Source organism: Bacillus sp. FSL W8-0519 (assembly GCF_038005585.1).
GTDB lineage: Bacteria > Bacillota > Bacilli > Bacillales > Bacillaceae_G > Bacillus_A > Bacillus_A paranthracis.
On sequence record NZ_JBBOTL010000001.1, the window covers coordinates 938,734 to 964,183 of the forward strand.

Annotated in this window: 16 protein-coding genes and 3 pseudogenes; 14 read left to right on the forward strand and 5 right to left on the reverse strand. The window is 35.8% G+C overall.

The annotated features are described in order from the left end of the window. Positions 1 to 6: 6 nt before the first annotated feature. Entirely contained in the window at positions 7 to 765 is a 759-nt protein-coding gene (gene alsD / locus NST14_RS04925; RefSeq protein ID WP_101218471.1) for an alpha-acetolactate decarboxylase, read from the forward strand. Between the two features lie 229 nt (positions 766 to 994). Here the strand turns inward: alsD and NST14_RS04930 are convergent, their stop codons facing one another. Then, positions 995 to 1,612, reverse strand: coding sequence for a DNA-3-methyladenine glycosylase (locus tag NST14_RS04930; protein WP_098947203.1), 618 nt, complete (start codon positions 1,610 to 1,612; stop codon positions 995 to 997). A gap of 134 nt (positions 1,613 to 1,746) precedes the next feature. On the opposite strand from NST14_RS04930, the gene NST14_RS04935 reads away from it, so the two are divergent. Continuing rightward, complete coding sequence (locus tag NST14_RS04935) at positions 1,747 to 2,619, forward strand: Cof-type HAD-IIB family hydrolase (RefSeq protein ID WP_000640425.1); 873 nt, start codon at positions 1,747 to 1,749, stop codon at positions 2,617 to 2,619. Positions 2,620 to 2,655: 36 nt separating this feature from the next. On the opposite strand, the gene NST14_RS04940 is transcribed toward NST14_RS04935, so the two are convergent. Beyond that, on the reverse strand, positions 2,656 to 4,395 hold the full coding sequence (locus NST14_RS04940) for an S-layer homology domain-containing protein (RefSeq protein ID WP_229143244.1): 1,740 nt from the start codon (positions 4,393 to 4,395) through the stop codon (positions 2,656 to 2,658). A 257-nt stretch (positions 4,396 to 4,652) separates the two neighbouring features. Here NST14_RS04940 and NST14_RS04945 point away from each other — a divergent pair, with 257 nt between their 5' ends. The 7 genes from NST14_RS04945 to NST14_RS04975 all read left to right on the forward strand — a co-directional run bounded on the left by NST14_RS04945 (position 4,653) and on the right by NST14_RS04975 (position 12,535). Then, the gene (locus NST14_RS04945; RefSeq protein ID WP_001998823.1) at positions 4,653 to 6,143 is read left to right on the forward strand and encodes a coproporphyrinogen III oxidase; all 1,491 of its coding nucleotides are present in this window, start codon (positions 4,653 to 4,655) and stop codon (positions 6,141 to 6,143) included. 274 nt (positions 6,144 to 6,417) lie between these two features. Beyond that, a complete protein-coding gene (locus tag NST14_RS04950) occupies positions 6,418 to 7,974 on the forward strand; it encodes a fatty acid--CoA ligase (RefSeq protein ID WP_000282004.1) in 1,557 nt (518 codons plus the stop codon). Positions 7,975 to 8,584: 610 nt separating this feature from the next. Beyond that, on the forward strand, positions 8,585 to 11,026 hold the full coding sequence (locus NST14_RS04955; RefSeq protein ID WP_341118344.1) for a Cna B-type domain-containing protein: 2,442 nt from the start codon (positions 8,585 to 8,587) through the stop codon (positions 11,024 to 11,026). Positions 11,027 to 11,196: 170 nt separating this feature from the next. Beyond that, positions 11,197 to 11,454: a hypothetical protein gene (locus tag NST14_RS04960; RefSeq protein ID WP_341118345.1), complete on the forward strand. Its 258-nt coding sequence runs from the start codon at positions 11,197 to 11,199 to the stop codon at positions 11,452 to 11,454. Between the two features lie 84 nt (positions 11,455 to 11,538). Continuing rightward, positions 11,539 to 11,850, forward strand: coding sequence for an LPXTG cell wall anchor domain-containing protein (locus tag NST14_RS04965; RefSeq protein WP_341118346.1), 312 nt, complete (start codon positions 11,539 to 11,541; stop codon positions 11,848 to 11,850). After that, the gene (locus tag NST14_RS04970; RefSeq protein ID WP_341118347.1) at positions 11,847 to 12,320 is read left to right on the forward strand and encodes a hypothetical protein; all 474 of its coding nucleotides are present in this window, start codon (positions 11,847 to 11,849) and stop codon (positions 12,318 to 12,320) included. Before NST14_RS04965 ends, NST14_RS04970 begins: the two co-directional genes overlap by 4 nt. Further along, a complete protein-coding gene (locus tag NST14_RS04975) occupies positions 12,269 to 12,535 on the forward strand; it encodes an LPXTG cell wall anchor domain-containing protein (RefSeq protein WP_341118349.1) in 267 nt (88 codons plus the stop codon). Before NST14_RS04970 ends, NST14_RS04975 begins: the two co-directional genes overlap by 52 nt. 92 nt (positions 12,536 to 12,627) lie before the next feature. On the opposite strand, the pseudogene NST14_RS04980 reads toward NST14_RS04975, so the two are convergent. After that, positions 12,628 to 13,091, reverse strand: a pseudogene (locus NST14_RS04980) (hypothetical protein). A gap of 187 nt (positions 13,092 to 13,278) precedes the next feature. Here NST14_RS04980 and NST14_RS04985 point away from each other — a divergent pair. Together NST14_RS04985 and NST14_RS04990 are read left to right on the forward strand one after the other, a co-directional pair. Beyond that, positions 13,279 to 14,757, forward strand: a complete 1,479-nt coding sequence (locus tag NST14_RS04985) for a SulP family inorganic anion transporter (RefSeq protein ID WP_074532363.1) — start codon at positions 13,279 to 13,281, stop codon at positions 14,755 to 14,757. Positions 14,758 to 14,953: 196 nt separating this feature from the next. Next, positions 14,954 to 15,325 carry a hypothetical protein gene (locus tag NST14_RS04990; protein WP_000278023.1) on the forward strand — a complete coding sequence of 124 codons (372 nt, stop codon included), beginning with the start codon at positions 14,954 to 14,956 and terminating at the stop codon, positions 15,323 to 15,325. A 101-nt stretch (positions 15,326 to 15,426) separates the two neighbouring features. Here the strand turns inward: NST14_RS04990 and NST14_RS05000 are convergent. Continuing rightward, positions 15,427 to 16,305, reverse strand: a pseudogene (locus NST14_RS05000) (accessory Sec system S-layer assembly protein). 14 nt (positions 16,306 to 16,319) lie between these two features. Beyond that, positions 16,320 to 18,686 (reverse strand): accessory Sec system translocase SecA2, encoded by a 2,367-nt coding sequence (gene secA2, locus NST14_RS05005; RefSeq protein WP_000935184.1) that lies wholly within the window; start codon positions 18,684 to 18,686, stop codon positions 16,320 to 16,322. A gap of 282 nt (positions 18,687 to 18,968) precedes the next feature. Between secA2 and NST14_RS05010 the strand changes: the two genes are divergently transcribed. From NST14_RS05010 to NST14_RS05020, 3 genes and pseudogenes are all read left to right on the forward strand, one after another. Next, complete coding sequence (locus tag NST14_RS05010; protein ID WP_076855676.1) at positions 18,969 to 20,489, forward strand: putative polysaccharide biosynthesis protein; 1,521 nt, start codon at positions 18,969 to 18,971, stop codon at positions 20,487 to 20,489. 141 nt (positions 20,490 to 20,630) lie between these two features. Further along, positions 20,631 to 21,707 (forward strand): annotated as a pseudogene (csaB, locus tag NST14_RS05015) (polysaccharide pyruvyl transferase CsaB); the annotation flags it as partial. A gap of 704 nt (positions 21,708 to 22,411) precedes the next feature. Next, positions 22,412 to 24,904, forward strand: coding sequence for an S-layer homology domain-containing protein (locus NST14_RS05020; protein WP_069297197.1), 2,493 nt, complete (start codon positions 22,412 to 22,414; stop codon positions 24,902 to 24,904). The last annotated feature ends 546 nt before the right edge of the window (positions 24,905 to 25,450 follow it).

Below are 25,450 nucleotides of genomic sequence, written 5' to 3' on the forward strand. Positions count from 1 at the left end.
TTTGAGATGACGGTTGCGCAATTAATTGATATTGATGCAAAAAGAACGAAAACGAGTAATGAAGTATATCAAACATCTACAATGCTTGCGCTATTAGATGGTATATATGATGGTGTGATTAGCTTTGAAGATTTGAAAAAACGTGGTGATTTCGGTATCGGCACATTTGATCAGTTAGATGGTGAAATGATTGCGTTTGATAACGAATTTTATCATTTACGTTCAGACGGTTCAGCAGAAAAAGTAGAGCCAGAAGAAACAACACCGTTTGCGACTGTAACGTTTTTTGAGAAAGAAATGAGTTATACAGTGGAGCATCCGATGAATCGTGAAGAAGTGGAAGCTTTATTACATGAATTAATGCCGAGTAAAAACCTATTTTATGGTATTCGAATGGATGGTACGTTCCGCGAAGTAAGAACGAGAACGGTTCCAAGACAAGAAAAACCGTATACACCACTCGTTGAAGTGACGAAATCACAACCAATCTTCTCATTTGAAAATACAGAAGGTACGCTTGCTGGATTTTGGACGCCAGATTATGCGCAAGGTATTGGTGTAGCTGGTTTCCACTTACATTATATTGATGATGAAAGAAGCGGAGGCGGACATGTTTTCGATTATGTGGTTGAAAACTGTACGATCCAAATTTGTCAAAAAGCTCATATGCATTTAGCACTTCCAGAAACAGCTGATTTTATGGCGGCTGAATTATCTAGAGAAAACTTAGAGGATAATATTGCGACTGCGGAAGGTGCGGAGTAAAAAGGGAGAGACTGTTCCATTTTGGAACAGTCTTCTTTTATTTGTAATGTTATTCCTTGTCGAATCGTTGATATCGTTTATCCCGCTTTAATGGGCAGTAAGATCCCCACCTCCAAATTCAGCGAAAGCAAAGAAGTTAGGCGGGGGATCAACTGCCCATAAAAGTCCGATTGGTTCAACTAATAATCAGTGGGGGATGAAGGCACTCCCCACTGATTAAAGTTTCACTTTATTTCTTTGAAACAAACGGATGCCCCTCATAATAAAAACGCCACGGATAATGTACAGCTTCTTCTGCATAGTCGATATTAATACGAGGTCCTGCTGTTATTTTATATTGTGATGATATGTGTTCTTCTTCTGGGACGAGTTCAATATGCAATGTGTCACTTTGTAATGATACGCCTCGTTCTTCTAAAGTAATTCCGAGTGCACGGCATAGTTTGCCAGGTCCGTTCGTTAAATTTTTATACTGCGCCTTTGTAATTTCGGTTTTGTTGTATCGTGCTAGTTTTATTTCTTCGATTCCATCTACTGGCTCAAGGGCTCGAATGAGAACACCTTGCGGGGTGCCTACTGGTGCTGTAATGACGTTAAAACAATGGTACATACCGTAAATTAAATATACGTAAGCATGTCCTGGCGCACCAAACATGACTTCCGTACGATCCGTCCGTCTGCCGCCGTAACTATGTGCGGCCTTATCACCCGGACCTTTGTATGCTTCTACTTCAACAATGATTCCACTTCGCTTTATTCCATCTACAATATGAACAAGTTTCTGTCCGAGTAATTTTTTTGCGACTTCTAACGTATCGCCTTCATAAAAGGAAGGTGGTGCTTGCATTGTACTATCTCCTTTACTAAGTGTATATGTATATAGTAAACCAAATTTTCAGTAGTAATTCTAACTCGTTCTATTTGCTACATTTATTTCATAAATTATGGATAGAGTACAACAGCGAAGAGGGGGAGTGCGACATGATTTATCGCTTACTAGCTCTTAACATAGATGGGACACTACTATACAACAACGGAAAAATTGCAAAAGGATTACGTGAAACAATTGAATTTGTAAAAAGAAAAGACGTATACGTTACATTATTTACGAGCCGGAATTTTCAGTCCGCTCATAAAGTAGCAAAGGCGTTAAAATTAGATTCTATATTAGTGACACATGGCGGTGCTTTCGTTTCAGCAACTTTAGATAAGCCGTACGTTCAAAGAAGATTATCGGAAGAGAAGACATTTAACATTGTGCAAGTATTGGAGCATTTTGACTGTAACGTCCGCATTTCTCATGAACGGTTTTCAATCGGAAATCGTGAGAGAAATACACCAAACTTAATTGCGCGTACTGTGCTATCGAGTGCTGATCCGTTATTTTATCCAGTTCAATTTGTAGATTCGTTAGGTGATGCGCTTCGTGATCATCCAGTCGCGGCGCCAAAAATTGATGTTCTTTTCCAAACGAAAGGTGAAAAAGAAAGAGGACTGAATACATTAAGAAAAGCGTTTCAAGATATAGAGTATATTGAATGTGATTCAAAACGAATAGAAATTTTGCCACAAAATGTATCAAAATTACGTGGATTACAATTGCTTGGAGAGCATTTAAATATTTCGCTAAACGAAATGGTTGCCATTGGAGATAGCATGGAAGATTTAGAGGTTATTGAAAATGTGGGTCTCGGAGTAGCGATGGGGAACGCGCCTGTAGAGGTAAAACAAGCGGCCGACTGGATTACACGTTCAAATAGTGAGAACGGCGTAGAGTATATGATTAAAGAGCATTTCCGCAAGCAATTCCCGCTTCCGTTTTTGAAGAATCATAAAAATACACCGAAACGATAAAGGAAAAACGTAGCTTTTGGCTACGTTTTTCTTTGTTTAAGCTTCAATAACTTTAAGCATTCGATTTAAAAATGCGGCTGCTTCAGCGCGTGTTGCTGTGCCTTTTGGTACGAATTCATTTCGTTCGTTACCTTTTACAATTCCGTATGCGTAAACATTTTGTAATGCTTTTTTATCGTATGCTAAGTGTTGGTCAGTGAATGGTAATTTCACTTCTTTTCTATAAATCCAGTTATATTCTAATGCACGGTCAATCATAATAACAGCTTCATCACGTGTTATTGTAGCATTGGGATCAAATTTATTATTCCCACGACCATTAATGATCCCTGCGCTAGCGGCGCGGTTAATTCCATCTATTAAAGATGGGTGTGCTTCGTTTAAGTCTGTAAATTTAGCGTTTCCAGCAGGTAATTTTAAAGCTCTCGACATTAAATTTGCAAACTCAGCTCGTGTCACGAGGCGGTTTGGCCAGTAAGAACCATTGCCGTCACCGAACATGATTTTTCTAGCAGCTAATTGACGAATGTCTTGCTCATACCAACCACCTGAAATGTCGTCTTTTTCATGAGGGACTTCTGGCGGCGGCATAACATCTTTACGATGTTCGTTATAGTAAGCGTTCGTGCCCTTTAAGAAAGCATCCCATTGTCCGCGCTGAATCATAAATGCAGGGCAGTTTTTTCCGCTCCAAAATTGATGCTTTTGAACGTGATCTAGAGATATGTTTAATTCATTCATTAAGAAAGCAGCTAACTTGCGCGCATTTTCTACCGCTTTCGTATAATTTCCATCACTATTCACAGCAATTTCAATTCCGATAGATTCATAGTTTCCAGTTTTATCTCCAGCATGCCACCCAACTTCATTTAGCGGAAGATGTTGATAAATTTCTTTGTCATCTACTGTAAAATGCCAAGACGCTGAACGATCAGTATTTCCGCGAGCTTGATTATCTAAGTACTTCGCATGATTTAAAGCGTTCGCACCTTTACTTGTATTAGCAGTTTCATGAATTGTAATGTATTTCGGTTCCATTGCGTAGCCAGGGCGAATATTTTCATTTCCTTTTGGAACAATCATTTCTTTAAATGTAACACCATAAACGTTATTTGTAGGTAAATTAGATGGTGTTTTGAAGAAAGTTGCGCTTCTCTTTTCGATAGCACCTGTTTTTTCAAATAATGATGCTTTCGTACCGTCGAATGTAGCTGAAGGAGCATAAATCCATTTCTCAGTTCCGTTCATTTGAATGTTAAACCAATTCCCAGCTTGTTCAGTAGGAGTTACTGTTTGTGGCTGTAATTTCGTTTCTTCTTTAAACGATTGGAAAGGGAAGGAATATACTGATGCTTCTTCTGTTACGATTAGTTTTTGATTCGAGAGTTTATGAATCTCTTGTACTTCTAAACTATTACTTTCCTTATTAACCCAGCCAGCACCAAACGTAGTTTGTATGTAATATGCATTCCCTTTTTTCTTCGTTGCTTTTACTACTGGTTCAGCAATTTCAATATTTGTTTTCGTTTTTAAGTCATTTGAATTGTATAGTGGAAGTTTTGTTGATAAGTGGAGAAGATATTCACTCGAGATTTCAAGGTCGTTTTCTTCGTCATGTCTATGCTGTTTTGCATGTTCTTCAATGCTTTTTAAAGCTTGTTCATCCATAGACAATTCCGCAGTTTTTTCTATACTTTCTGCGAATGAATGGGTAGGCGCTACAAATGTTTGTAATGCCAAAGATAATGCTAAAATGTTGTAAAACTTTTTTTTCATAGTTGTTTTAACACGTGATAGTCTTTCGTGCGTGTTAAGAGTCCTCCTTTATATGTATTTAAATTAGTAGCAAGTACTAATACGTTCTAGATTGTAACAAGAGTATATTCTAATGTCTATACAACTAGGGAAAGTTCATGAAAAATCAATATTCAGTTTGTTTTAAATAGGATATGAAAATAAGGTAAAACCTTCTGTATTGACCTGCAAACGCCCTTCAAGTAAACTAAAGAGAGTTTGCAAATGAAAAGGTGATAATGTTGTTAATTTCAATTAAAACGTTACAAGATGATCGTTTTTTACGTCCGCTACAAAATATTGGCGGCTTATTTTTTGAAGATAGTACGATTGGATTTGAACAAGAGGAAGCAAATCTTATCGTTGATATACACATTGAAGAGAATGTGAAAGCATCAGCTCGTTTAACAGATGTTGCGACTGGAAATGTGTATGAAGAAACATTCGCAAAAGATTTATCTGCTTTTACAGATGAAAAAGAGCGTATGAAGCAAGTGAAGCACGTTGTTTCTTATGTATATCTTTCTGTTCTTCAGCAGTTAACTGGTATTGAACAAAGCTGGGGTATTTTAACTGGAGTTCGTCCAACGAAACTTCTTCATAAAATGCTTCAAAACGGTATGTCAAAAGAAGAAGCACACCAAGAACTTCGTGAAAGTTATTTAATTCATGAAGAGAAAATTGAACTCCTTCAACGTATCGTTGATTGCCAATTAGCGGTAGTTCCGGATTTATATCGTTTGAAAGAGGAAGTAAGTATTTATATCGGTATCCCATTCTGCCCAACAAAATGTGCATATTGTACATTCCCGGCGTATGCAATTAACGGACGTCAAGGCTCTGTTGATTCATTCTTAGGTGGTTTACATTATGAAGTTCGTGAAATTGGTAAGTTTTTAAAAGAAAAAGGTGTAAAAGTTACGACGATTTATTACGGCGGCGGTACACCGACAAGTATTACAGCAGAAGAGATGGATATGCTGTATGAAGAAATGTATGAAGCGTTCCCAGATGTGAAAAATGTGCGTGAAGTAACAGTTGAGGCAGGTCGCCCAGATACAATTACGCCAGCGAAGCTAGAAGTGTTAAATAAATGGAACATTGACCGTATTAGTATTAATCCGCAGTCATACCATCAAGAAACATTAAAAGCAATTGGACGTCATCATACTGTAGAAGAAACAATTGAGAAGTATCATTTAGCTCGTGAAATGGGAATGAATAATATTAATATGGATTTAATTATTGGTCTTCCTGGTGAAGGGTTAGATATTTTCAAGCATACGCTAGATGAAACAGAAAAGTTAATGCCAGAATCATTAACAGTTCATACGTTATCATTTAAACGTGCTTCCGAAATGACGCAAAACAAACGTAAATATAAAGTAGCAGGTCGCGAAGAAATTACAGCGATGATGCACGAAGCAGAAGAGTGGACGCAAAAGCATAATTACGTACCATATTACCTATACCGTCAAAAGAATATTTTAGGTAACTTAGAGAACGTTGGTTATGCAATGCCGACGCAAGAAAGTATTTACAACATTGTCATTATGGAAGAAGTACAATCAATTATCGGACTTGGCTGCGGGGCATCAAGTAAATTTGTTCACCCGAAGACAGGTGCAATTACGCACTTTGCGAATCCGAAAGATCCAAAATCATATAACGATGGCTTCGTAAAATATACAGAAGATAAACTGAAAATTTTAGAAGAGCTATTTGCATAAGAAGAAAGGAGCTGTTCCGAGTCGGGACAGCTCCTTTTTTATCTTGTCAGTTTTTGTCGGTAAGTCGATATATCTGGAAAAACGCCGATATAATTCAAGTTGCGCCGATATATCCGGAAAATCGCCGATATAATTTCACTTACCCCCAAAAGCGGAACTGTTTGTAAAACTATGTCGATAATAATCAGAAAAATTAGTCAAATCATTAAAGGACAATGTCTACTTATGGACGAAATGATAGATTTATGAAAGAGAAAAGGGGGAAATTGTTGGCATGTACATGACGATAGGGAGAATATTTGATTTATCTGTTGGTAAGTATCCGAATAAAGAGGCGTTAGTGGAACCAGAAAAAAATATTCGCTGGACGTATAAACAGTGGAATGAGCAAATAAATAAAACGGCGCATGCTCTATTAGAAGAAGGGGTAAGAAAGGGCGATACGGTATCTGTTTACTTATATAATTGCCGTGAATTTGTAAACGTTTACTTAGCCTGTGCAAAAATTGGAGCGATCTTTAACCCAATTAATTTCCGCTTAAAAGCAAAAGAAGTATCTTATATTCTTCAGGATGCATCCTCGAAAGTCGTTGTTTTTGAAAAAGCAGTTGAGCCAACTGTCGCTATCATTGAACGAGATTTTCCGAATTCGTCTTTTTGGTATGTAGAAGACGATACACCTTCTTATGCAAGTTCTTACCATGAAAAAGTGAACGCAGCATCTTCTAAGAAAATAGATATCGAAATTAATGAAATGGATTATTGTTCGATGCTGTATACGAGCGGTACGACTGGTCATCCGAAAGGTGTATTACATCGCCATCGTGAAATGGCTGAGCATAGTATGATTTGTACGTATTTCCTAAAATATAATCGAGATAGTGTCGGACTTGTCGTTGCACCTTTATATCATTGCGGTGAGCTGAATGCTGGAATTATCCCGCGTATTCAAGTTGGCGGAAAGAATGTTATTTTACATCATTTTGATACGGAAACAGTATTACATACAATTCAAGAAGAGAAGATTACGACATTCTTTGCAGCACCGACGATGTGGAATATGCTGTTGCAAAAAGATTTAACGCAGTATGATTTAACGTCAATGAAGATCGGTATATACGGCGGGGCTGCAATGGCGCCAGCATTAGTGAAGGAATGTAAAGAACGTCTTTATATTGATCTTGTTCAAATATACGGAATGACAGAAATGGGACCAGTTGTTGCGTTTCTCGTAGAAGAAGATCAAATTACGAAAGCAGGTTCAGCAGGCACGCCATGCTTTAGTCATGAAATTCGAATTGTAAAACCAAACGAAGATGCACCGGCAGAACCAGATGATGTATTGCCTCCTTATGAAGTAGGAGAGATTATTTTGCGCGGTCCAACTATGATGGCTGGTTATCATAACCGAGAAGAGGCAAATGTAAAATCGATGTATAAAGGGTGGTATCACTCTGGTGATTTAGGTTACTTCGATAAAGACGGCTATTTATTCGTCGCAGATCGCGTGGATGATATGGTGATTAGTGGCGGCGTTAATATTTATCCACGTGAAATTGAAGATTTTCTCCATAGTCATCCTGGTATATTAGATGTTGCGGTGCTTGGTGAGCCGGATGAATTATGGGGAGAACGTGTTGTGGCAGTTGTTGTGAAGAAAGATGAAACAATTACAGAGGCTGATTTAGAAACGTATTGTAAAGAAAGTGATGAATTAGCAGATTATAAACGTCCACGTCATTATTTATTTGTGGATGAACTTCCTCGTAATGCAAGTGGGAAATTACAAAAATTTGTGCTGAGAGAGTCGTTGAAAGGCGCGAAAAAGTAAGCGGTAGAACGGTTGTCTATACAGATAAAGCTATCTTTTTTAATAAGAAAAGATAGCTTTATTTTTTTAAATGATTAAAAAAGTAGTATGTATCTTTTATTTAAACGTTCTCTTATTATTATATAAAAATATTTTTCGTAGCGTTTTATTTTGCTTACGAATGTATATATGTCGCTTTAGATAAGGTTTTTTTGATTTATTCATGTGGATTTTATAGATTTTGAGATAATAATTTCAGTAAGAGTAGAATAAAGTTATGAGAGAAGAATCATCGCTGAAAGATAAAGATAGCCAATCATCAGATGACCATAAGACTGAAATGGTCATTAAGTATATTTTGGTATTATGAATATAATAACAAATTAATATGTAAATAAACAGTCTTGTAATGTATTTTTATTAGGAATAGTATTTATTGTTGGCTGCCCAAAAAAAGTAGAAATGAATAATATAGTTAATGAATTGTATTGTTTGCTATTTTATGTCGTATCACTAACGATGGTTTGATGCTACAAATAATCTTTAATTCGTATCCCCCTTATTTTTAAGGGGTATTTTGAGTGGAATCGATCTCACGATTAAAAATTTAATGATTAATATTGGAGGCGTTATGAGTACATATTTAAAGAGAATTTCTGTAATTTGTTTTATTTTCACCGTTATAATAGGACAGGTTTTCACACCTATTATAGGACATGCTCAAGAATTAAGAACATCGGGAATAGTCGATAGTTTTACAATCGAAAAAACAAAATTAACTTATGGGGAAAAGACTAGCATACATGTAAACTTTAGCGAAAAACCCGGCAAAGAGATGAAGGCAGGGGATACATTAACGTTAGCGCTACCGCCAGAATTAATAGGATTTAGTGGTACGATTACATTAAAGGATGAGTCAGGACGTGTTTTCGGTACGTGCCAGATTAATGCAAATAGTGTAGTTTGTACATTTAATGAGACGGTAGAGGAACGCGAAAATATTCGCGGGAGTTTCAATTTCACTGTCCAAGCTATGAATGTAGAGGCAGGAAAAACGAAAGATATACAAACAAACTTAGGGACAGATTTAGAAAAACAATCGGTTAGCATTACTCATCCGAAAAGTGAAGGTAACGAACCGGGAATCTTTTTCTATAAAGTTGGTGATATTCAACCAAACAACAGTGATGAAGTACGTTGGTTTTTAAATTTTAATTTAAAGAAACAATATTTACACAACAACATCGTTTTGAAAGATACTTTACAAGAGGGGCAATTACTTAAAAAAGATAGTTTTACTGTAACTATTAATAATAAAGAATATTTGTCTCTTGAGCAATTTCAACAGCGAGGCTATGGATATATAAATTTTACGGGTGATAACTCGTTTGAAGTTGTCATTTATAAACATATGGGGAATGCTACTTCATTTACCGTTGCTTACAAATCTACGATAACTGAAAGTGGGAAGAAGTTAAAGTTTCTACAAAATGACTATAAACTTGATTATCAAATTTTAAATGAAAAGCCTACTTCTGAATCTAATAGCGCAAAGGTTGAAAATATATCATTTGGCGGCGAAGCTGAAGGCGATTTACCTGCAAAAGGAACGCTGCAAATTGTTAAGCATATTGAAGGAAACGAAGGGAAAGTTATCCCAGGTGTTTCTTTTGAATTGTATACAGAGTCAGGACAGAAAATTGGTGATTCTTATACAACAAATAAAGAAGGAATAGTGGAAGCCTCAAATCTTACTCCTGGTAATTACTATGTGCAAGAAATTAATGCCCCGAAGTACGTAGAGTTTGATCCGAAAGCAAAAATTCCTTTCACAATTAAGAAGGATGATGTAAACGGAATAAAACTTATGATCCCAAATAAGTTAAAAACTACATCTGTTATAGGAACGAAAAAGTGGGAAGGCGACAAAGTGAATGATCGCCCGGAAACAATTAAAGTGGACTTACTGCAAGATGGTAAAGTTATTGCAACGAAAGAAGTTACTGCTGCCAATGGCTGGAACTATGAGTTTGGAAAGTTACGAGCATTTGATAATGAGGGAAAAGCTTATAAGTATGAAGTGAAAGAACAACCAGTATCAGGATATCAGTCGAAAGTGAACGGATATGATATTACAAATATAAAGATACAGGAAGCAATAGAAGTAGAAGAGCAAAATAAAGAAGAAACAACAGAAGATCTGAAAGAGTTAGAAAAACCGGAAGAGCCAAAGGTGACAGAAGAGCCAAATGTGCTAGAGAAGCCAGAGGTAACAGAAAGACCGGAAATCTGGGTAAAACCAGAGGAAGAAGAAGTTGAAGAAGAAACAACAGAAGAACTAGAAGACTTAGAAAAACCGGAAGAGCCAAAGGTAACGGAAGAGCCAAATGTGCTAGAGAAGCCAGAGGTAACAGAAAGACCGGAAATCTGGGTGAAACCAGTGGAAGAAGAAGTTGAAGAAGAAACAACAGAAGAACTAGAAGACTTAGAAAAACCGGAAGAACCAAAGGTAACGGAAGAGCCGAATGTGCTAGAAAAACCAGAGGTAAAAGAAAAGCCGGAAATCTGGGTGAAACCGATTGAAGAAGAAAATAAAGAAGAAACAACAGAGGAACTAGAAGACTTAGAAAAACCGGAAGAGCCAAAGGTAACGGAAGAGCCGAATGTGCTAGAGAAGCCAGAGGTAAAAGAAAAGCCGGAGATCTGGGTAAAACCAGTGGAAGAAGAAGTTGAAGAAGAAACAACAGAAGATCTGAAAGAGTTGGAAAAACCGGAAGAGCCAAAGGTAACGGAAGAGCCGAATGTATTAGAAAAACCAGAGGTAAAAGAAAAGCCGGAGATCTGGGTGAAACCAGAGGAAGAAGAAAATAAAGAAGAAACAACAGAAGAACTAGAAGACTTAGAAAAACCGGAAGAACCAAAGGTAACGGAAGAGCCGAATGTGCTAGAAAAACCAGAGGTAAAAGAAAAGCCGGAAATCTGGGTGAAACCGATTGAAGAAGAAAATAAAGAAGAAACAACAGAAACTAAAGACAGAAAAACCGGAAGAGCTAACGAAGAGCCGAATTGCTAGAAAAACAGAAAAACCGGAAATTTGAAAACCAAAGAAGAAGTTGAAGAAGAAACAACAGAAGATCTGAAAGAGTTGGAAAAACCGGAAGAACAGAAGAGCCAAATGTGCTAGAGAAGCCAGAGGTAACAGAAAGAAAATTTGGGTAAAACCGGAAATCTGGGTAAAACCGAGTGGAAGAAGAAGTTGAAGAAGAAACAACTAGAAGACTTAGAAAAACTGGAAGAACCAAAGGTAAAGAGCCAAATGTGCTAGAGAAGCCAGAGGTAAAAGAAAAGCCGGAGAAAAACCGATTGAAGAAGAAAAGAAGAAACAACAGAAGAACTAGAAGAGTTAGAAAAACCGGAAGAGCCAAAGGTAACGGAAGAGCCGAATGTGCTAGAAAAACCAGAGGTAAAAGAGAAGCCGGAGATCTGGGTAAAACCGATTGAAGAAGAAAATAAAGAAGAAACAACAGAAGAACTAGAAGAGTTAGAAAAACCGGAAGAGCAACAAAGGTAACGGAAGAGCCGAATGTGCTAGAAAAACCAGAGGTAAAAGAGAAGCCGGAGATCTGGGTAAAACCGATTGAAGAAGAAAATAAAGAAGAAACAACAGAAGAACTAGAAGAGTTAGAAAAACCGGAAGAGCCAAAGGTAACGGAAGAGCCGAATGTGCTAGAAAAACCAGAGGTAAAAGAAAAACCAAAACCAGAAGAAGAAAATAAAGAAGAAACAACAGAAGAACTAGAAGAGTTAGAAAAACCGGAAGAGCCAAAGGTAACGGAAGAGCCGAATGTGCTAGAAAAACCAAAAAAGAAAAGCCGAGATCTGGGTAAAACCGATTGAAAGAAAATAAAGAAGAAACAACAGAAGAACTAGAAGACTTAGAAAAACCGGAAGAACCAAAGGTAACGGAAGAGCCGAATGTGCTAGAGAAGCCAGAGGTAAAAGAGAAGCCGGAGATCTGGGTAAACCTAGAGGAAGTAGAAAATAAAGAAGGAACAACGGAAGAAATAACAGAAGAACTAGAAGGCTTATTAAAACCGGAAGAGCCAAAGGTGAAAGAAGAGCCGAATGTGCTAGAGAAGCCAGAGGTAAAAGAAAAGCCGGAAATCTGGGTAAACCTAGAGGAAGAAGAAAATAAAGAAGGAACAACAGAAGAAACAACAGAAGAAATAGAAGATTTAATAAAACCGGAAGAACCAAATGTGACAGAAGAGCCAAATGTGTTAGAGAAGCCAGAGGTAACAGAAAAACCGGAAACTTGGGAGAATCTAGAGGAAGAAAAAATAAAGAAGAAACGGCAGAAGATCTGAATGTACTAGAAAAACGAGAAGTAAAAGAGCAACAAGAAGTTTCAAACAAATCTGATGCTCAAGGTGAATTAGAAGTACCATCTAGTAAAGAAAGTGATAAGCAATCAAAATTACTTCCTCAAACAGGTGGAACAGCAACTGAATCTACTTCTATCCTTGCAGGTATGCTCGCATTAATTTTAGGAGCGAGGGTGTTTAGACGCTCAAAAAAATAATGAACGTCAGAGTATAAATAAGGTACTTATGTTTTTAGTTCGGAAACAGATGGATAGAAAAAAGCGGAGACGATAAGTCTCCGCTTTTTATATTATTTACGTGAAAACCCTTCTTCATCAAGGTATTCCGCAGCTTCTGGATAAGAGTTAAATGTACCGTCTAAATTTACACCAGCGTACACGTTCCACATATCGTCCTCTGAGATAAGAGTAAGGATATGACCGTCTTCGTTCTGCCATTCTTCTTCTTTCGCAGGTTCTGCAGGAATTACTACTTCTTCTTGTGAAAGTAATTCAATTGATTGCTCAATTACTGAACGTAACTCATCTGCTGAAAATTCGCGGATGTTAACCATACCTTTATCATCCGTTTTGTAACCTTTAATGCCACTTGCATATACAAAGCCGTTTCCATTTGGATGTAAGTGGTAAACAACGTTCTTTTTATCTAAACGACTTTCTTCAAGTGAAAGTTCACGCGTTTTAATGATACGTTTTTTCTTTCTAATTCTGGGAAAGATTCAATAATTGATAATTTTTCTTCAAAAGTTAGCATAGTGCCTCCAAATATATAATAAAAGATTTAATTTATCCATTATAGCATAGTTATAATGGTTTCCAAAGATGCGATAGGTACTTATAATTGAATGCGTTTACGTCACGATACTGTAAAAAGTGGACTAACGAATGTATCTTTTTAGGTGTACAATGGAACGTGGACTTAATGTGAAGGTGGTTATTATATGTTTCAAAAAATAGCAAAGGAATGTTTAGCGGGTTTTACTGTTGCAATTGTTGCGTTGCCACTTGCCATTGCATTTGGTATTGCTGCAACGGGAACATCTGAGGGAGCACTAGTCGGATTGTATGGTGCAATTTTTGCAGGTTTATTTGCGGCGTTATTTGGTGGTACACCTGGGCAGGTTACAGGGCCAACTGGACCAATTACGGTTATCGCAACAGGGGTTATTGCGACGCACGGATTAGAGGCGAGTTTTATAGCATTTATGATGGCGGGACTATTTCAAATTTTATTCGGTGTATGTAAGCTTGGCTCGTACGTTCGTTACATTCCGTATCCTGTCGTTTCAGGATTTATGAACGGTATCGCATTAATTATTATTTTAGGTGAAATGAAACATGTGCAAAATAGTTTTCTACTCGTCGTATTAACGATTATTGTCATGATTGTTTCCGGAAAGTGGATTAAGGCAATCCCATCTAGTTTAGTCGCATTAGTAGGTGTGACAGCTATGCTTCCTTTATTTTCTTCTGCGTTAGAAGGGCTTACAGTGAGGTTACCGGTTATCGGAAATTTGTCATTAAATATGGTGATTGAAAAGATTGGGACGATTCCAGAAGCGATGCCAACGCTTCATATTCCATCTTTAAGTGGAACAGGCGTAGCAGAACTTGTTTTACCGGCGCTTAGTATTGCTTTATTAGGATCGATTGACTCGTTGTTAACATCGGTCGTAATGGATAACGTGACGGGGACACGTCATAAAAGTAATAAAGAACTTGTCGGACAAGGTATCGGTAATATGATGAGCGGATTGTTTGGCGGATTAGCAGGGGCAGGTGCGACTGTACGATCTATCGTTAATATAAGAAGTGGCGGTAAAACGGCGCTTTCAGCAAGTATGCATAGTGTTATATTATTTATTTTCATTATGGGACTTGGATCAGTCGTGCAATACATTCCGCTTGCTGTATTATCAGGTATTTTAATTTTAACTGGTATTGGCATGTTTGATTGGGAAAGCATGAAGAAAATGCATGTAGCGCCAAAGGGTGATGTCGTTGTTATGCTCGTAACGATGATTGTCACAGTGAAGTTTGATTTAATGATCGCTGTTGGCTTCGGAATTCTTCTTTCCTTCATTATATACATGGTGAAATGTAAAGAACGTAAATCTTCTATTGTAAAAGAAAAAGAAGCGACATATAAAATTAAAGGCCCACTTTCGTTTTTAACAGTGGATCGTGTTTTTTATGCTTTACAAGACGTAAAATCTCCGGTTGTTTTACGTATGAAAGATGCACGCTATATGGATGTATCAGGAGCTATGGCGTTATTGAATTTCATTGAGCAGTCGGATAAATCAGGATTGAGTGTAACGCTAGAGCAAGTACCTGCTCATATTAAAAAGACGTTAGTAGTGATGGCGAGTAATGAGCAGAAAGATAAATTACTATTTGTAAAAACGGAAACTATATGAAGAAACACCCTTATATAAGGGTGTTTTTGTTGTTTGTAACATCTGTATATCAAGATGTTATGTGTCTGTTGACATTTATTCCTCTTAGCAGTATAGTAACATTCTAGATTAGGTATGTGATATTATAGTAATGTATATGAATTTTGAGATTCCTTTTTTGTCAGAAGGAAGAGCTTTAAGCTGGAGGGAATAATTGATGTACAAACAGTTACCACACGGAGTGAAGATTGGGATTACACGCTCAATTGTTGTTTCTTTTGAGAAGTATATGAAAGAAATTGAATGGAACGAAGAAAAGTTTGATATGCAACAATTTGTTGAACAGTGGAAACAGTATTTATACACAAAATCAACTTGGATCAATAAAGTAGATGACGAGTTGAAAGGACATCCAGATTTCCATCAAGCGTTAGCAATGAAAGTAAATGAAAAAATTAACGAGCTTATTAATGAAAAACCGAGCGAAGAACAAGTGGAGCAATTAAAAAGAAATAAAGTAAAGCATGCAGATGAAATGTGCAAATTAGAAGCTGAATATCATATTGAACGTTTATTCGTAACGAAATAAATTTTACATAAAGAAAAAGCCTGTCCAAAGAGGTGTGATGACCATCTTTTTGAGCAGGCTTTTTGTATGAAAAAAAGTAAGAGAGGCGAGCTTCTCTATGATTAGTCCTGTGGTACAAGTGCCTTCCAAGAAGATAGGTCCATATCTTCTTTTAATATAGATGAAGCAGGGAAGACAAATGACCACGGTTTTGTAGTGCGCTTTAATTTCAAGGTTCGGTAATGTGAAAGCGCCTTTAACAACAACTGCACCTGTGGCATCTTCAATATGAAGAGGAAGTTGCTCTAGTTGAATGTTGTCTTTACAACCGTTACGAATAAGAAGCGTTGTATGTAAATCGCCGTTTTCTTTTCGTGCAGCTTGCAGACCTAGGAAGTTAATTTCACCATCATTTGGAGGTGTTAAATTGTCTACGAAATTACGTAAAGCTTCTTTGCTTGCTTCAGGTAACTGAGCTTCCCAAGATGGATCTAAATCTAATACATGCTTACTTTCAAGTTCGAACGCTAATTCCCAATCCGTTTGCGATAATTCAGCATCTGTAATTGTTTCTTGCTCAAATGTAAAGATAAACGGCATATTTACATTTGCAGGAATATCTCCTAATGCAGAAAGGTTGAATGTTTTTCGTGCGCATAATTTTTTCTCTTTATTTAGAAGAATTAATGTAACTTCTTCGAAAGAAATTGGTTTCGGAACAGTGCTGCGAATAAATACAGCTACGTCATAACCGTTATCACGCTTTTCAATCTCAATTCCAGATAAAGAAATTTGATATTCTTCTAAACGTGGTAGTTCTTTATGTAAAAATTGATAAATGTATTTTTGTTCTTGTCCTACTGCACCCCAGCTAGGGTGGAAGTAAAGCGTTGGTTTTACAGTTTTATTTTCAGTATGTGTGCTTTCTTGTCCGAATAGTTGATTACTAGAGACAGTCGTATCTTTTCCGTTTTTCTTAGCTTTTTTAGGAATGATAACATAATCTTTCACCTCGTTATTGTACGTTTTCAGGAACACCTAAATGTCTTGCAACATAGCGGCACATTTCTTTTTCGAAATTACCATATGTGTATAAAAAGATATCTAAAGCTTCTTTTTGATAAAGACGAGTAGGGTCTTCTTGTTGATATTGTCTTAGTCCGATGCCTTCTTTTAAGTGGGTCATTGCATCTAAGTGATTGACCCAGTTCTGATCTAGGAAATGAAGGGCAACATATCGTAGCGACTGTTGTAAATCAGTATGGCTATCTAGCTCATTTACGCGCTCTTTATAAAGAGATAATGTTTCTTTCAAAACGGATTGTAAATCTTCCGGTGAATGTACATTATTTGCTGATAATGATGGCATATTTTCTACTGATAAAATTTCGTTTAGACTTGCTGTTAAACTAGCAAAATCCCATTCTTCTGGAAGCATACCTTCTACAAGATATTGCTTAGAAATGGCTTCTACAGCATGATCAATCATTGGAATAATAATTTCAATCATATTTGTATCTTCTTGTAATAAGTTATTACGTAATTTATAAATAACGTTACGTTGGTCATTTATTACATCGTCTAACTTTAAATTGTACTCACGCATGGAGAAATGGCTACCTTCACAAATTAATTGTGTACGGTTTACAAAATCATGGACTTTAGAAGTTAGAATAAGTCCTGTTTCATCTGTTTTCAGTGATTTCATTAATTTCTCGACTTCTTCTTGTGCGAAACGTTTTAGCATTTCATCTTCTAAAGAAAGGAAGAATTGAGAGCTACCTGGGTCACCTTGGCGACCAGCACGACCTTTTAGCTGATTGTCAACGCGTCGCGATTCATGGCGTTCTGTCCCGATTACATGTAATCCACCAAGTTCGTGAACACCCTCACCTAGTAAAATATCAGTACCTCGTCCGGCCATATTCGTCGCAATTGTAATTTGACCTTTTTGTCCAGCAGTTGCGATTAAATCAGCTTCTTGTTCTGCGCTTTTTGCATTTAATAATTGATATGTAATATTTGCTTCATCTAAGTAACGGGCAACGGTTTCTGATTGTAAAATAGACATTGTCCCAATTAAAATCGGGCGTCCTTGTTTATTGTGCTTTAGAACATCTTCACGTACAGCTTTATATTTTGCATCGGCTGTTACGTATACGACGTCTTTTTTGTCTTCACGAATGATTGGACGATTTGTCGGAATCGGCATAACTTCCATGTTATATACACGGTTAAATTCTTTTTCTTCCGTTTTTGCTGTACCTGTCATACCAGATAGTGCTGGATACATACGGAAGAAGTTTTGAATTGTAATGGATGCTTGTGTTTGATTTTCTTCTGTGATTTCTAAGCCTTCTTTTGCTTCAAGAGCTTGGTGTAAACCATCACTTAAAGAGCGACCATCCATAACGCGGCCCGTGAAAATATCTACAAGTAGGATTTTTTCATCGTGTACAATATAGTCAACATCACATTGGAAAGCGACATGAGCTCGTAATGCTTGAATCATATAATGATATAAAGTTTGATGCTCTAAATCATATAGGTTATCGATATCAAATAAATCTTCTATTTTTGTAATACCGTCTTCTGTAAAACTAGCAGATTTCGTTTCTGCATCGTACGTGTAATGAAGAGTATCTTGGAATGATTTAATAACTTTTGCACATAAATAGTGTAAATCAGAGCTGCTTGATTTTTTACCGGCGATAATAAGAGGCGTCTTCGCTTCATCAATTAAAACGCTATCAATCTCATCGATAATAGCAAAATGATAAGGACGTTGCACCTGCTCATCTTTTGAAGCAGCCATATTATCACGTAGATAGTCAAAGCCAAATTCTGTTCCAATACCGTATGTAATATCAGCTTCGTAAGCAAGTTTCTTTTCGGCAGGATCGATTTGAGGAATATTTAATCCAACCTTTAAACCTAGAAATTCATGAACTTGGCCAATTAATTCTTTATCTCGTTTTGCTAAATAGTCGTTTACAGTAATAACGTGAACGCCTTTTCCTTCAAGAGCACGTACGTATGTTGGAAGAGAAGAAACTAATGTTTTTCCTTCACCAGTTGGCATCTCTGCAATATTACCTTCTAATAGTACAAGGCCACCAATTAACTGTACATCGTAGTGACGTAATCCAAGTACACGTTTTGCTGCTTCACGTACAACAGCGAACGCTTCAACTTTTATATCATCCACTGTTTTTCCGTCACGAAGCATGTTTTTAAATGTGATCGTTTTATGACGCAATTCTTCATCAGATAAATCAGATAGTTTTTCTTCCAGATTATTAATTTCTTGAACAAGTTGTTCATACTTTTTTAGTTTTCTCTTCTGAGAATCTCCTAACAGCTTTTTTACCGAATTCAGCATGTTGTAAACACTCCTCTTACTGACAATAGCTACATTATAGCACATGTTTATCCCGAATAAGTAGAAGTAGTAAATTGAAGAAATAACTGGATATAAATAAGGCGTTAGTGTACATACTATATTTAAAACATAGAAAGAAAGAGAGTATTCAATGTATAAGAAATTTGGTATGATAGCTAAATGAGATAAAGTGAAATTTTTCAAAAAAGAGAAGAATATAGCTATCTCGTTTTATATTGTAATATGTATGGAAATTATATATTGAAAGAAAAGAGCTAGAAGATGAATAATAAGTTTGTGAAAGGCGCTGCGATTTTAACGATTACAACGTTTCTATCGAAAGTGTTGGGAAGTTTTTTTCAAATCCCATTACAAAATATAGCAGGAGATGAAGTACTGGGGATTTTTCGCCTTGTTTTTCCTGTGTATATGATAGCTTTAACTTTATCAGTAGCGGGAGTACCGCTAGCTATATCAAAATTAATCGCTGAACTTCATGAGAAGAATGACGAGAACGGAATTGCCAAACTATTTACTTCAGCATCTATTATTGGAGTAATATTTGGAGTGCTTGGATTTTCAGTTATTATGATTGGATCAAGTATGTTTGCAAATATGCTTGGTGGACAAGATACAAGACTTCCATTAATCGTAACTTCGTTTGCGTTATTAATCGCACCATATATGGCGGTATATCGAGGATATTTCCAAGGTTTTGGAGATATGATTCCTACCGGGGTGTCACAAGTAATTGAGCAGTTCATTCGTGTTTTCTTTATGTTAGCAATTGCATTTTTATTTGTATATTGGAATAAAGAGAGTGATGTTGTAACAGGCGGCGCAATGATTGGTTCTTGCCTTGGAGTAATTACGTCACTTATCTATTTGAGAATGAAGTATGTAAAAAGTATATATCGTTATAAAAGTAATACATATTCACTACAAGATTTTAAAGATAATGCAAAAAAGATACTTCAGGTTTCGATTCCAATTGCAGTTGGAGCATTATCGATGCCGGTGTTAAATTTAGTTGATTCTGTAACGATTCCACATATGTTGCATGAATCCACTACAACGATTCAAGAACAATTTGGTATATATAGTCGTGGATTTGCGTTTACACAATTAATTGTCGTGTTTGCAAGTGCGATGGTATTTCCGTTAATCCCGTTGTTAACGGCTGCATTAACAAAGAAGGATGTAGCGTTAGCAAAACAAACAATTGAACGAACAAATGAGCTTGCCCATGTTTTAACAACGCCGATAACAATCTGGCTCATGGCACTTGCAGTCCCGTTAAATGTTGGATTGTTTACAGATGCGAAAGGGAGCGGAATGTTAGCTATTTTAATTGGTAGTTCGTATTTCACATCACTTATGGTATTATCAATAGGAATTTTGCAAGGAATTAACCGTTCTAAGCAAGCGGCGTGGATAGTTGTTGGAGCGAGTTTTGTAAAAGTCATATTAAATATAGTACTTGTAAGTCAATTTGGCATAACTGGTGCGGCTTATAGTACACTTATCATATATATCATGATTTGTATCGTAAATTATATATACATTCGAAAAGAATTGGCTTATTCGATTCGAATGGGTAGATTTTTTGCTGTAATTGGAGTATCGAGTATAGTAGGTATAGGATTATATTTCACATCTACGTTCATAAATGTGGTAGATTCTAGACTTATTGCAATAATATATAGCGGTGTAGCGTTTTGTATGGCCTTGTTTATATATGGCATATGCGCATTAAAGTTGAACTGGATATCCAAAAAGCAAATTCCATTTTTACGTAAGTAAATTTATCCATAAATGAGTATGGCTATTTATATGTTTGGGAAAGAAATCAATTTAAAGTTATCCAACTTTTCTTATTAAAGAGTTGATAGCGATTTGTTGAATGACAAAAAGTTGATTGCGAAATGTTGGAGGAGATTAAGAGTGCGGTTAGTTTTATCAGGATATTATGGTTTTTATAATGTTGGGGACGAAGCAATTTTGCAATCAATTATTAAAGCGTTACATGAAGAGGATCCTACTCTTGAGCTTGTTGTACTTTCGAATGACCCCGACTATACAAGAAAAATGTACGGTGTAGAGGCAGTAAATCGCTGGGATATAAGAGCAATTTATAAGGAAATAAAGAGAAGTAATGGCTTAATTAGCGGAGGAGGAAGCCTCCTTCAAGATAAAACGAGTATTAAAAGTATTTTGTACTATACGGGTATTATGCGAATTGCTCGTTTTTTGAAGAAGCCGTATTATATTTATGCGCAAGGAATTGGTCCAATTACGAAAAGACAAAATCGTTTATTAGTGAAATGGCAAGTATCAAAAGCGGAATATATATCAGTTCGTGATGAAGATTCATTTTTGTATTTAAAAGAAATTGGTATTAAGAAGGATATCGAACTAGTTCCAGATCCAGTATTGGCATGTCAACCAGAAGGAATGAAGTCGGAGTGGTTGCAAAAACATGCGATTCAAGGGAAAGTAATTGCAGTTAGTGTGAGGTATTGGGACGCGAAAGAAGATTATATGAAGAAGCTAGCAGATACGCTGAAAAAATTTAAGCGTGATGGATACCATATTTTATTCGTACCAATGCATGGACCATTTGATCAAAATGCATCACGCGATATTATTAATTTAATGGGAGAAGAAGCTCATATGCTTCCGTATAAGCTCGATATTCATGAGAAAATTTCAATTTTGTCGGAATGTTCGCTTCTAATCGGTATGAGACTGCATGCACTCATACTATCTGCGGTTGCTAATATTCCTATGGTCGGTATTTCATATGATCCAAAGATCGATTCATTTTTACAACAAGTAAATCAGCCGATTATCGGAAACGTAGATGGTGATTGGACGTCTGAAACTTTGTATAATGTCGCAACGAAGCAATTAGAACAAAAAGAATATGTACAAGAAACATTGGAACAAAGAGTAGAAGAATTACGAGAGCAAATTTCAACAGCGTCTCGATACATCATAAGTGACTTGAATTCAAAAGAGTTCAAAAAAGAGGAATGGGATCTTAATTTAAGAGGACATCCTCTTTTTTATTTTTTGAAAAAGAAAATGTCGAAAGAAAAAATAAATTTGTAGAAAAATGTCGAATTACGCAAGTGATTGTAAATGTATGCTCATAAAGAAAGAAGTTTGAGAGATAAGATGTATGTTTAAAAATCCTAACATTAATATATATTGAATGTTTGTATTTAACGTTTTATTTAGTAAATGATAAAAAAATAGGTATGGTAATTTTGGGGGATCTGATGGTAATAAAAATGTCGAATCATAGAAAAATAAGTTGTCGATTAATGTCGTAATATCTTTATAGTTAAATATTGAAATTGGAAACGTTTTTCTGTTATAGTTGTAAATGGTTATAAGAAGATTGTTATAAATGTAATTCAGACGCGTTTTTCTATTCATTTAAAATATTCAGATTTCGCAATCTGGATTCTTTAAAACAAAAGTCGAAAAAACGATCGTTTCGAATTGTGAAAATTCACTTTTTTTGTCTAATTTAAGGTTTTAAATTAGATGAAAAGAGTGTATGATTTCTTTATGATATCTTTAATACGGGATATTCTATTATTCTGTACAAGTAATACTCTAACCACATTTATATCTACTAGTTTCAAAAATAAATAGAATATCTATTTAAAACATTATGTAACTAGTATTACATTCCTAAGGAGGAAATATATAAAATGGCAAAGACTAACTCTTACAAAAAAGTAATCGCAGGTACAATGACAGCAGCAATGGTAGCAGGTGTTGTATCTCCAGTAGCAGCAGCAGGTAAAACATTCCCAGACGTAGATGGTCACTGGTCTAAAGAATCAGTTTACTACCTAGTAGAAAAAGGCGCTATCGCAGGTAACGACGATGGTACATTCGCTCCTGATCGTGAAATCACTCGTGCAGAAGCAGCTACAATGATGGCTAAAATTTTAAACTTACCAATCGAAAAAGGTGCTAAACCATCTTACGCTGATTCTCAAAACCACTGGGCTTCTGCAATCATCGCAGCAGTTGAAAAAGCTGGCGTTGTTCAAGGTAAAGGCGACGGCACATTCGATCCAGACGGAAAAATCGACCGCGTTTCTATGGCATCTCTTCTTGTAGAAGCTTATAAATTAGATACTAAAGTAAACGGTCCTTTAGAAACTAAATTCGATGATTTAAAAGATAGCTGGGGTAAAGATAAAGCTAACATCCTAGTTAAATTAGGAATCTCTGTAGGTACTGGCGACAAATGGGAGCCAAATAAATCTGTAACGAAAGCAGAAGCAGCTCAATTTATTGCTAAAACTGACAAGCAGTTCGGTACAGAAGCAGCAAAAGTTGAATCTGCAAAAGCTGTTACAACTCAAAAAGTAGAAGTTAAATTCAACAAAGCTGTTGAAAAATTAACTAAAGAAGATATCAAAGTAACTAACAAAGCTAACAACGATAAAGCACTAGTTAAAGAAGTAACTTTATCAGAGGATAAAAAATCTGCTACAGTTGAATTATATGGTAACTTAGCAGCTAAACAAACTTACACTGTAGATGTAAACAAAGTTGGTAAAACAGAAGTAGCTGTAGGTTCTCTAGAAGCAAAAACAATTGAAATGGCTGACCAAACTGTTGTAGCTGGTAAAGCAACTAAATTACAATACAAAGTTACAGATGAGAATGGTACGGAAGTTATTTCACCAAAAGGTATTGAATTTGTAACGCCAGCTAACACAATTGATGCTGAAGGTAATATTACTTTAGCTGAAGGTACTTCAACTACTGTAAAAGCTGTTTATAAAAAAGACGGTAAAGTAGTAGCTGAAAGTAAAACAGTAAAAGTTTCTGCGGAAGGTGCTGCAGTAGCTGAAATCTCTAACTGGACAGTAGTTCCTAATGCAACAGATGCTAAATTTGATGCAACTGACTTCAAACAAAACAATAAAGTATTTGAAAATGATGACGCTGTTTTAAAAGTTGAATTAAAAAACCAATTTGGTAAAACAGTAACTGAATTAAACAACGTTAAAGTTGAATTCGAATCTTTAAATACAGAAGCAGCAGTAGTAGATAAAGCTACTGGTAAAATCACTGTATTAGGTACAGGTGGAACAGTACCAGTAAAAGTAACTGTTAAAGAAGTAACTGTTAAAGATGGCAAAGAAGTAATTGGTAAAGAACTTGCTACAAAAACAGTTACTGTTGAAGCATTTGCTAAAAAAGAAATGAAAGAAATTAAGTTAGAAAAAACTAACGTAGCTCTTTCTACACAAGATGTAACAGACTTAAAAGTAAAAGCTCCAGTACTAGATCAATACGGTAAAGAGTTCGCAGCTCCTGTAACAGTGAAAGTACTTGATAAAGATGGTAAAGAAGTACAAAATAAAAAATTAGTAGCTAACTATGAAAATAAAGAATTAGTTCTAAATGCAGCAGGTCAAGCAGCTGGTAAATACACAGTTGAATTAACTGCAACATCTGGTAAGAAAGAAGCTAAAGCAACTGTAGCTTTAGAATTAAAAGATCCAGGTACATTCTCTAAATTTGAGGTTCGTGGTTTAGAAAAAGAATTAGATAAATATGTTACTGATGAAAACAAAAAGAATGCAATGACAGTTTCTGTTCTTCCAGTTGATACAAATGGTTTAGTATTAAAAGGTGCAGAAAAAGCAACTTTCGAATTAAAAGCAACAGATAAAGATGGTAAAGAAATTAAAGATTTAGCTAATCGTGTTTCTGTAAGCACTAATGATAAAAATGTAAACACAATCACTTTAGGAGCAGAAGCGAAAGCTGGAGATACTTACACTGTATCTATTTCAACTGGTGATAAATTAATCGCAACTCACTCATTCAAGGTTGTTGATACTGCACCAGCAGCTAAAGGATTAGCAGTAGACTTTACAAGTACATCTCTTAAAGAAGTAGCTCCAAATGCTGATTTAAAAGCTGAACTTTTAAATATCTTATCTGTTGATGGTGTACCTGCAACGACAGCAAAAGCAACAGTTTCTAATGTAGAATTCGTTTCTGCTGACACAAATGTTGTAGCTGAAAATGGTACAGTTAGTGCAAAAGGTACAACATCTATCTATGTGAAAAACCTGACAGTTGTAAAAGAAGGAAAAACACAAAAAGTAGAATTCGATAAAGCTGTACAAGTTACAGTTTCTATTAAAGAAGCAAAACCAGCACAAAACTAATTTAAAATCATTTAATAAATGATTAATATAAGCCTATGAGAAAATAGACAAAAGTCTATGAGTATCATAGGCTTTTTATTTTGCTCTTATTTCATATACATTTGAGATTGAAAGGAGTAGCCTTATTGAGAAACAAATAAAAAGCGCTTTCAAAAATAGAAGAATACCTCATTGATATGTAAATTTTTTGTAAATTAACACCTTTTTTTGTTAAAAAAACATTCGAAAAGAAGAAAAAAATGTCGAAATGAAATAGTTTCAGTCGAATGCAGTCTGAAAATTGTATTTATTGTAAAAAATATTTAGGTGATGAAGTGGAAATATGTGCTATAATTCCAATTGTGTATTCGATATGAAAAATATACGAAGCGCATTGAGAGTGGTTTATAGGAAAACAGTTTATTCATTTCTATATTTAAGTATTATAGATATCTTAATAGTACGATAAAAAGACCGAATTATCAGAATGTGTCGAATCTTCTTTTGAGAAAGTTCTTGATAACGAATGGTTTTGTATAGTATGATGAACTTGTTTCAGAAAATGGT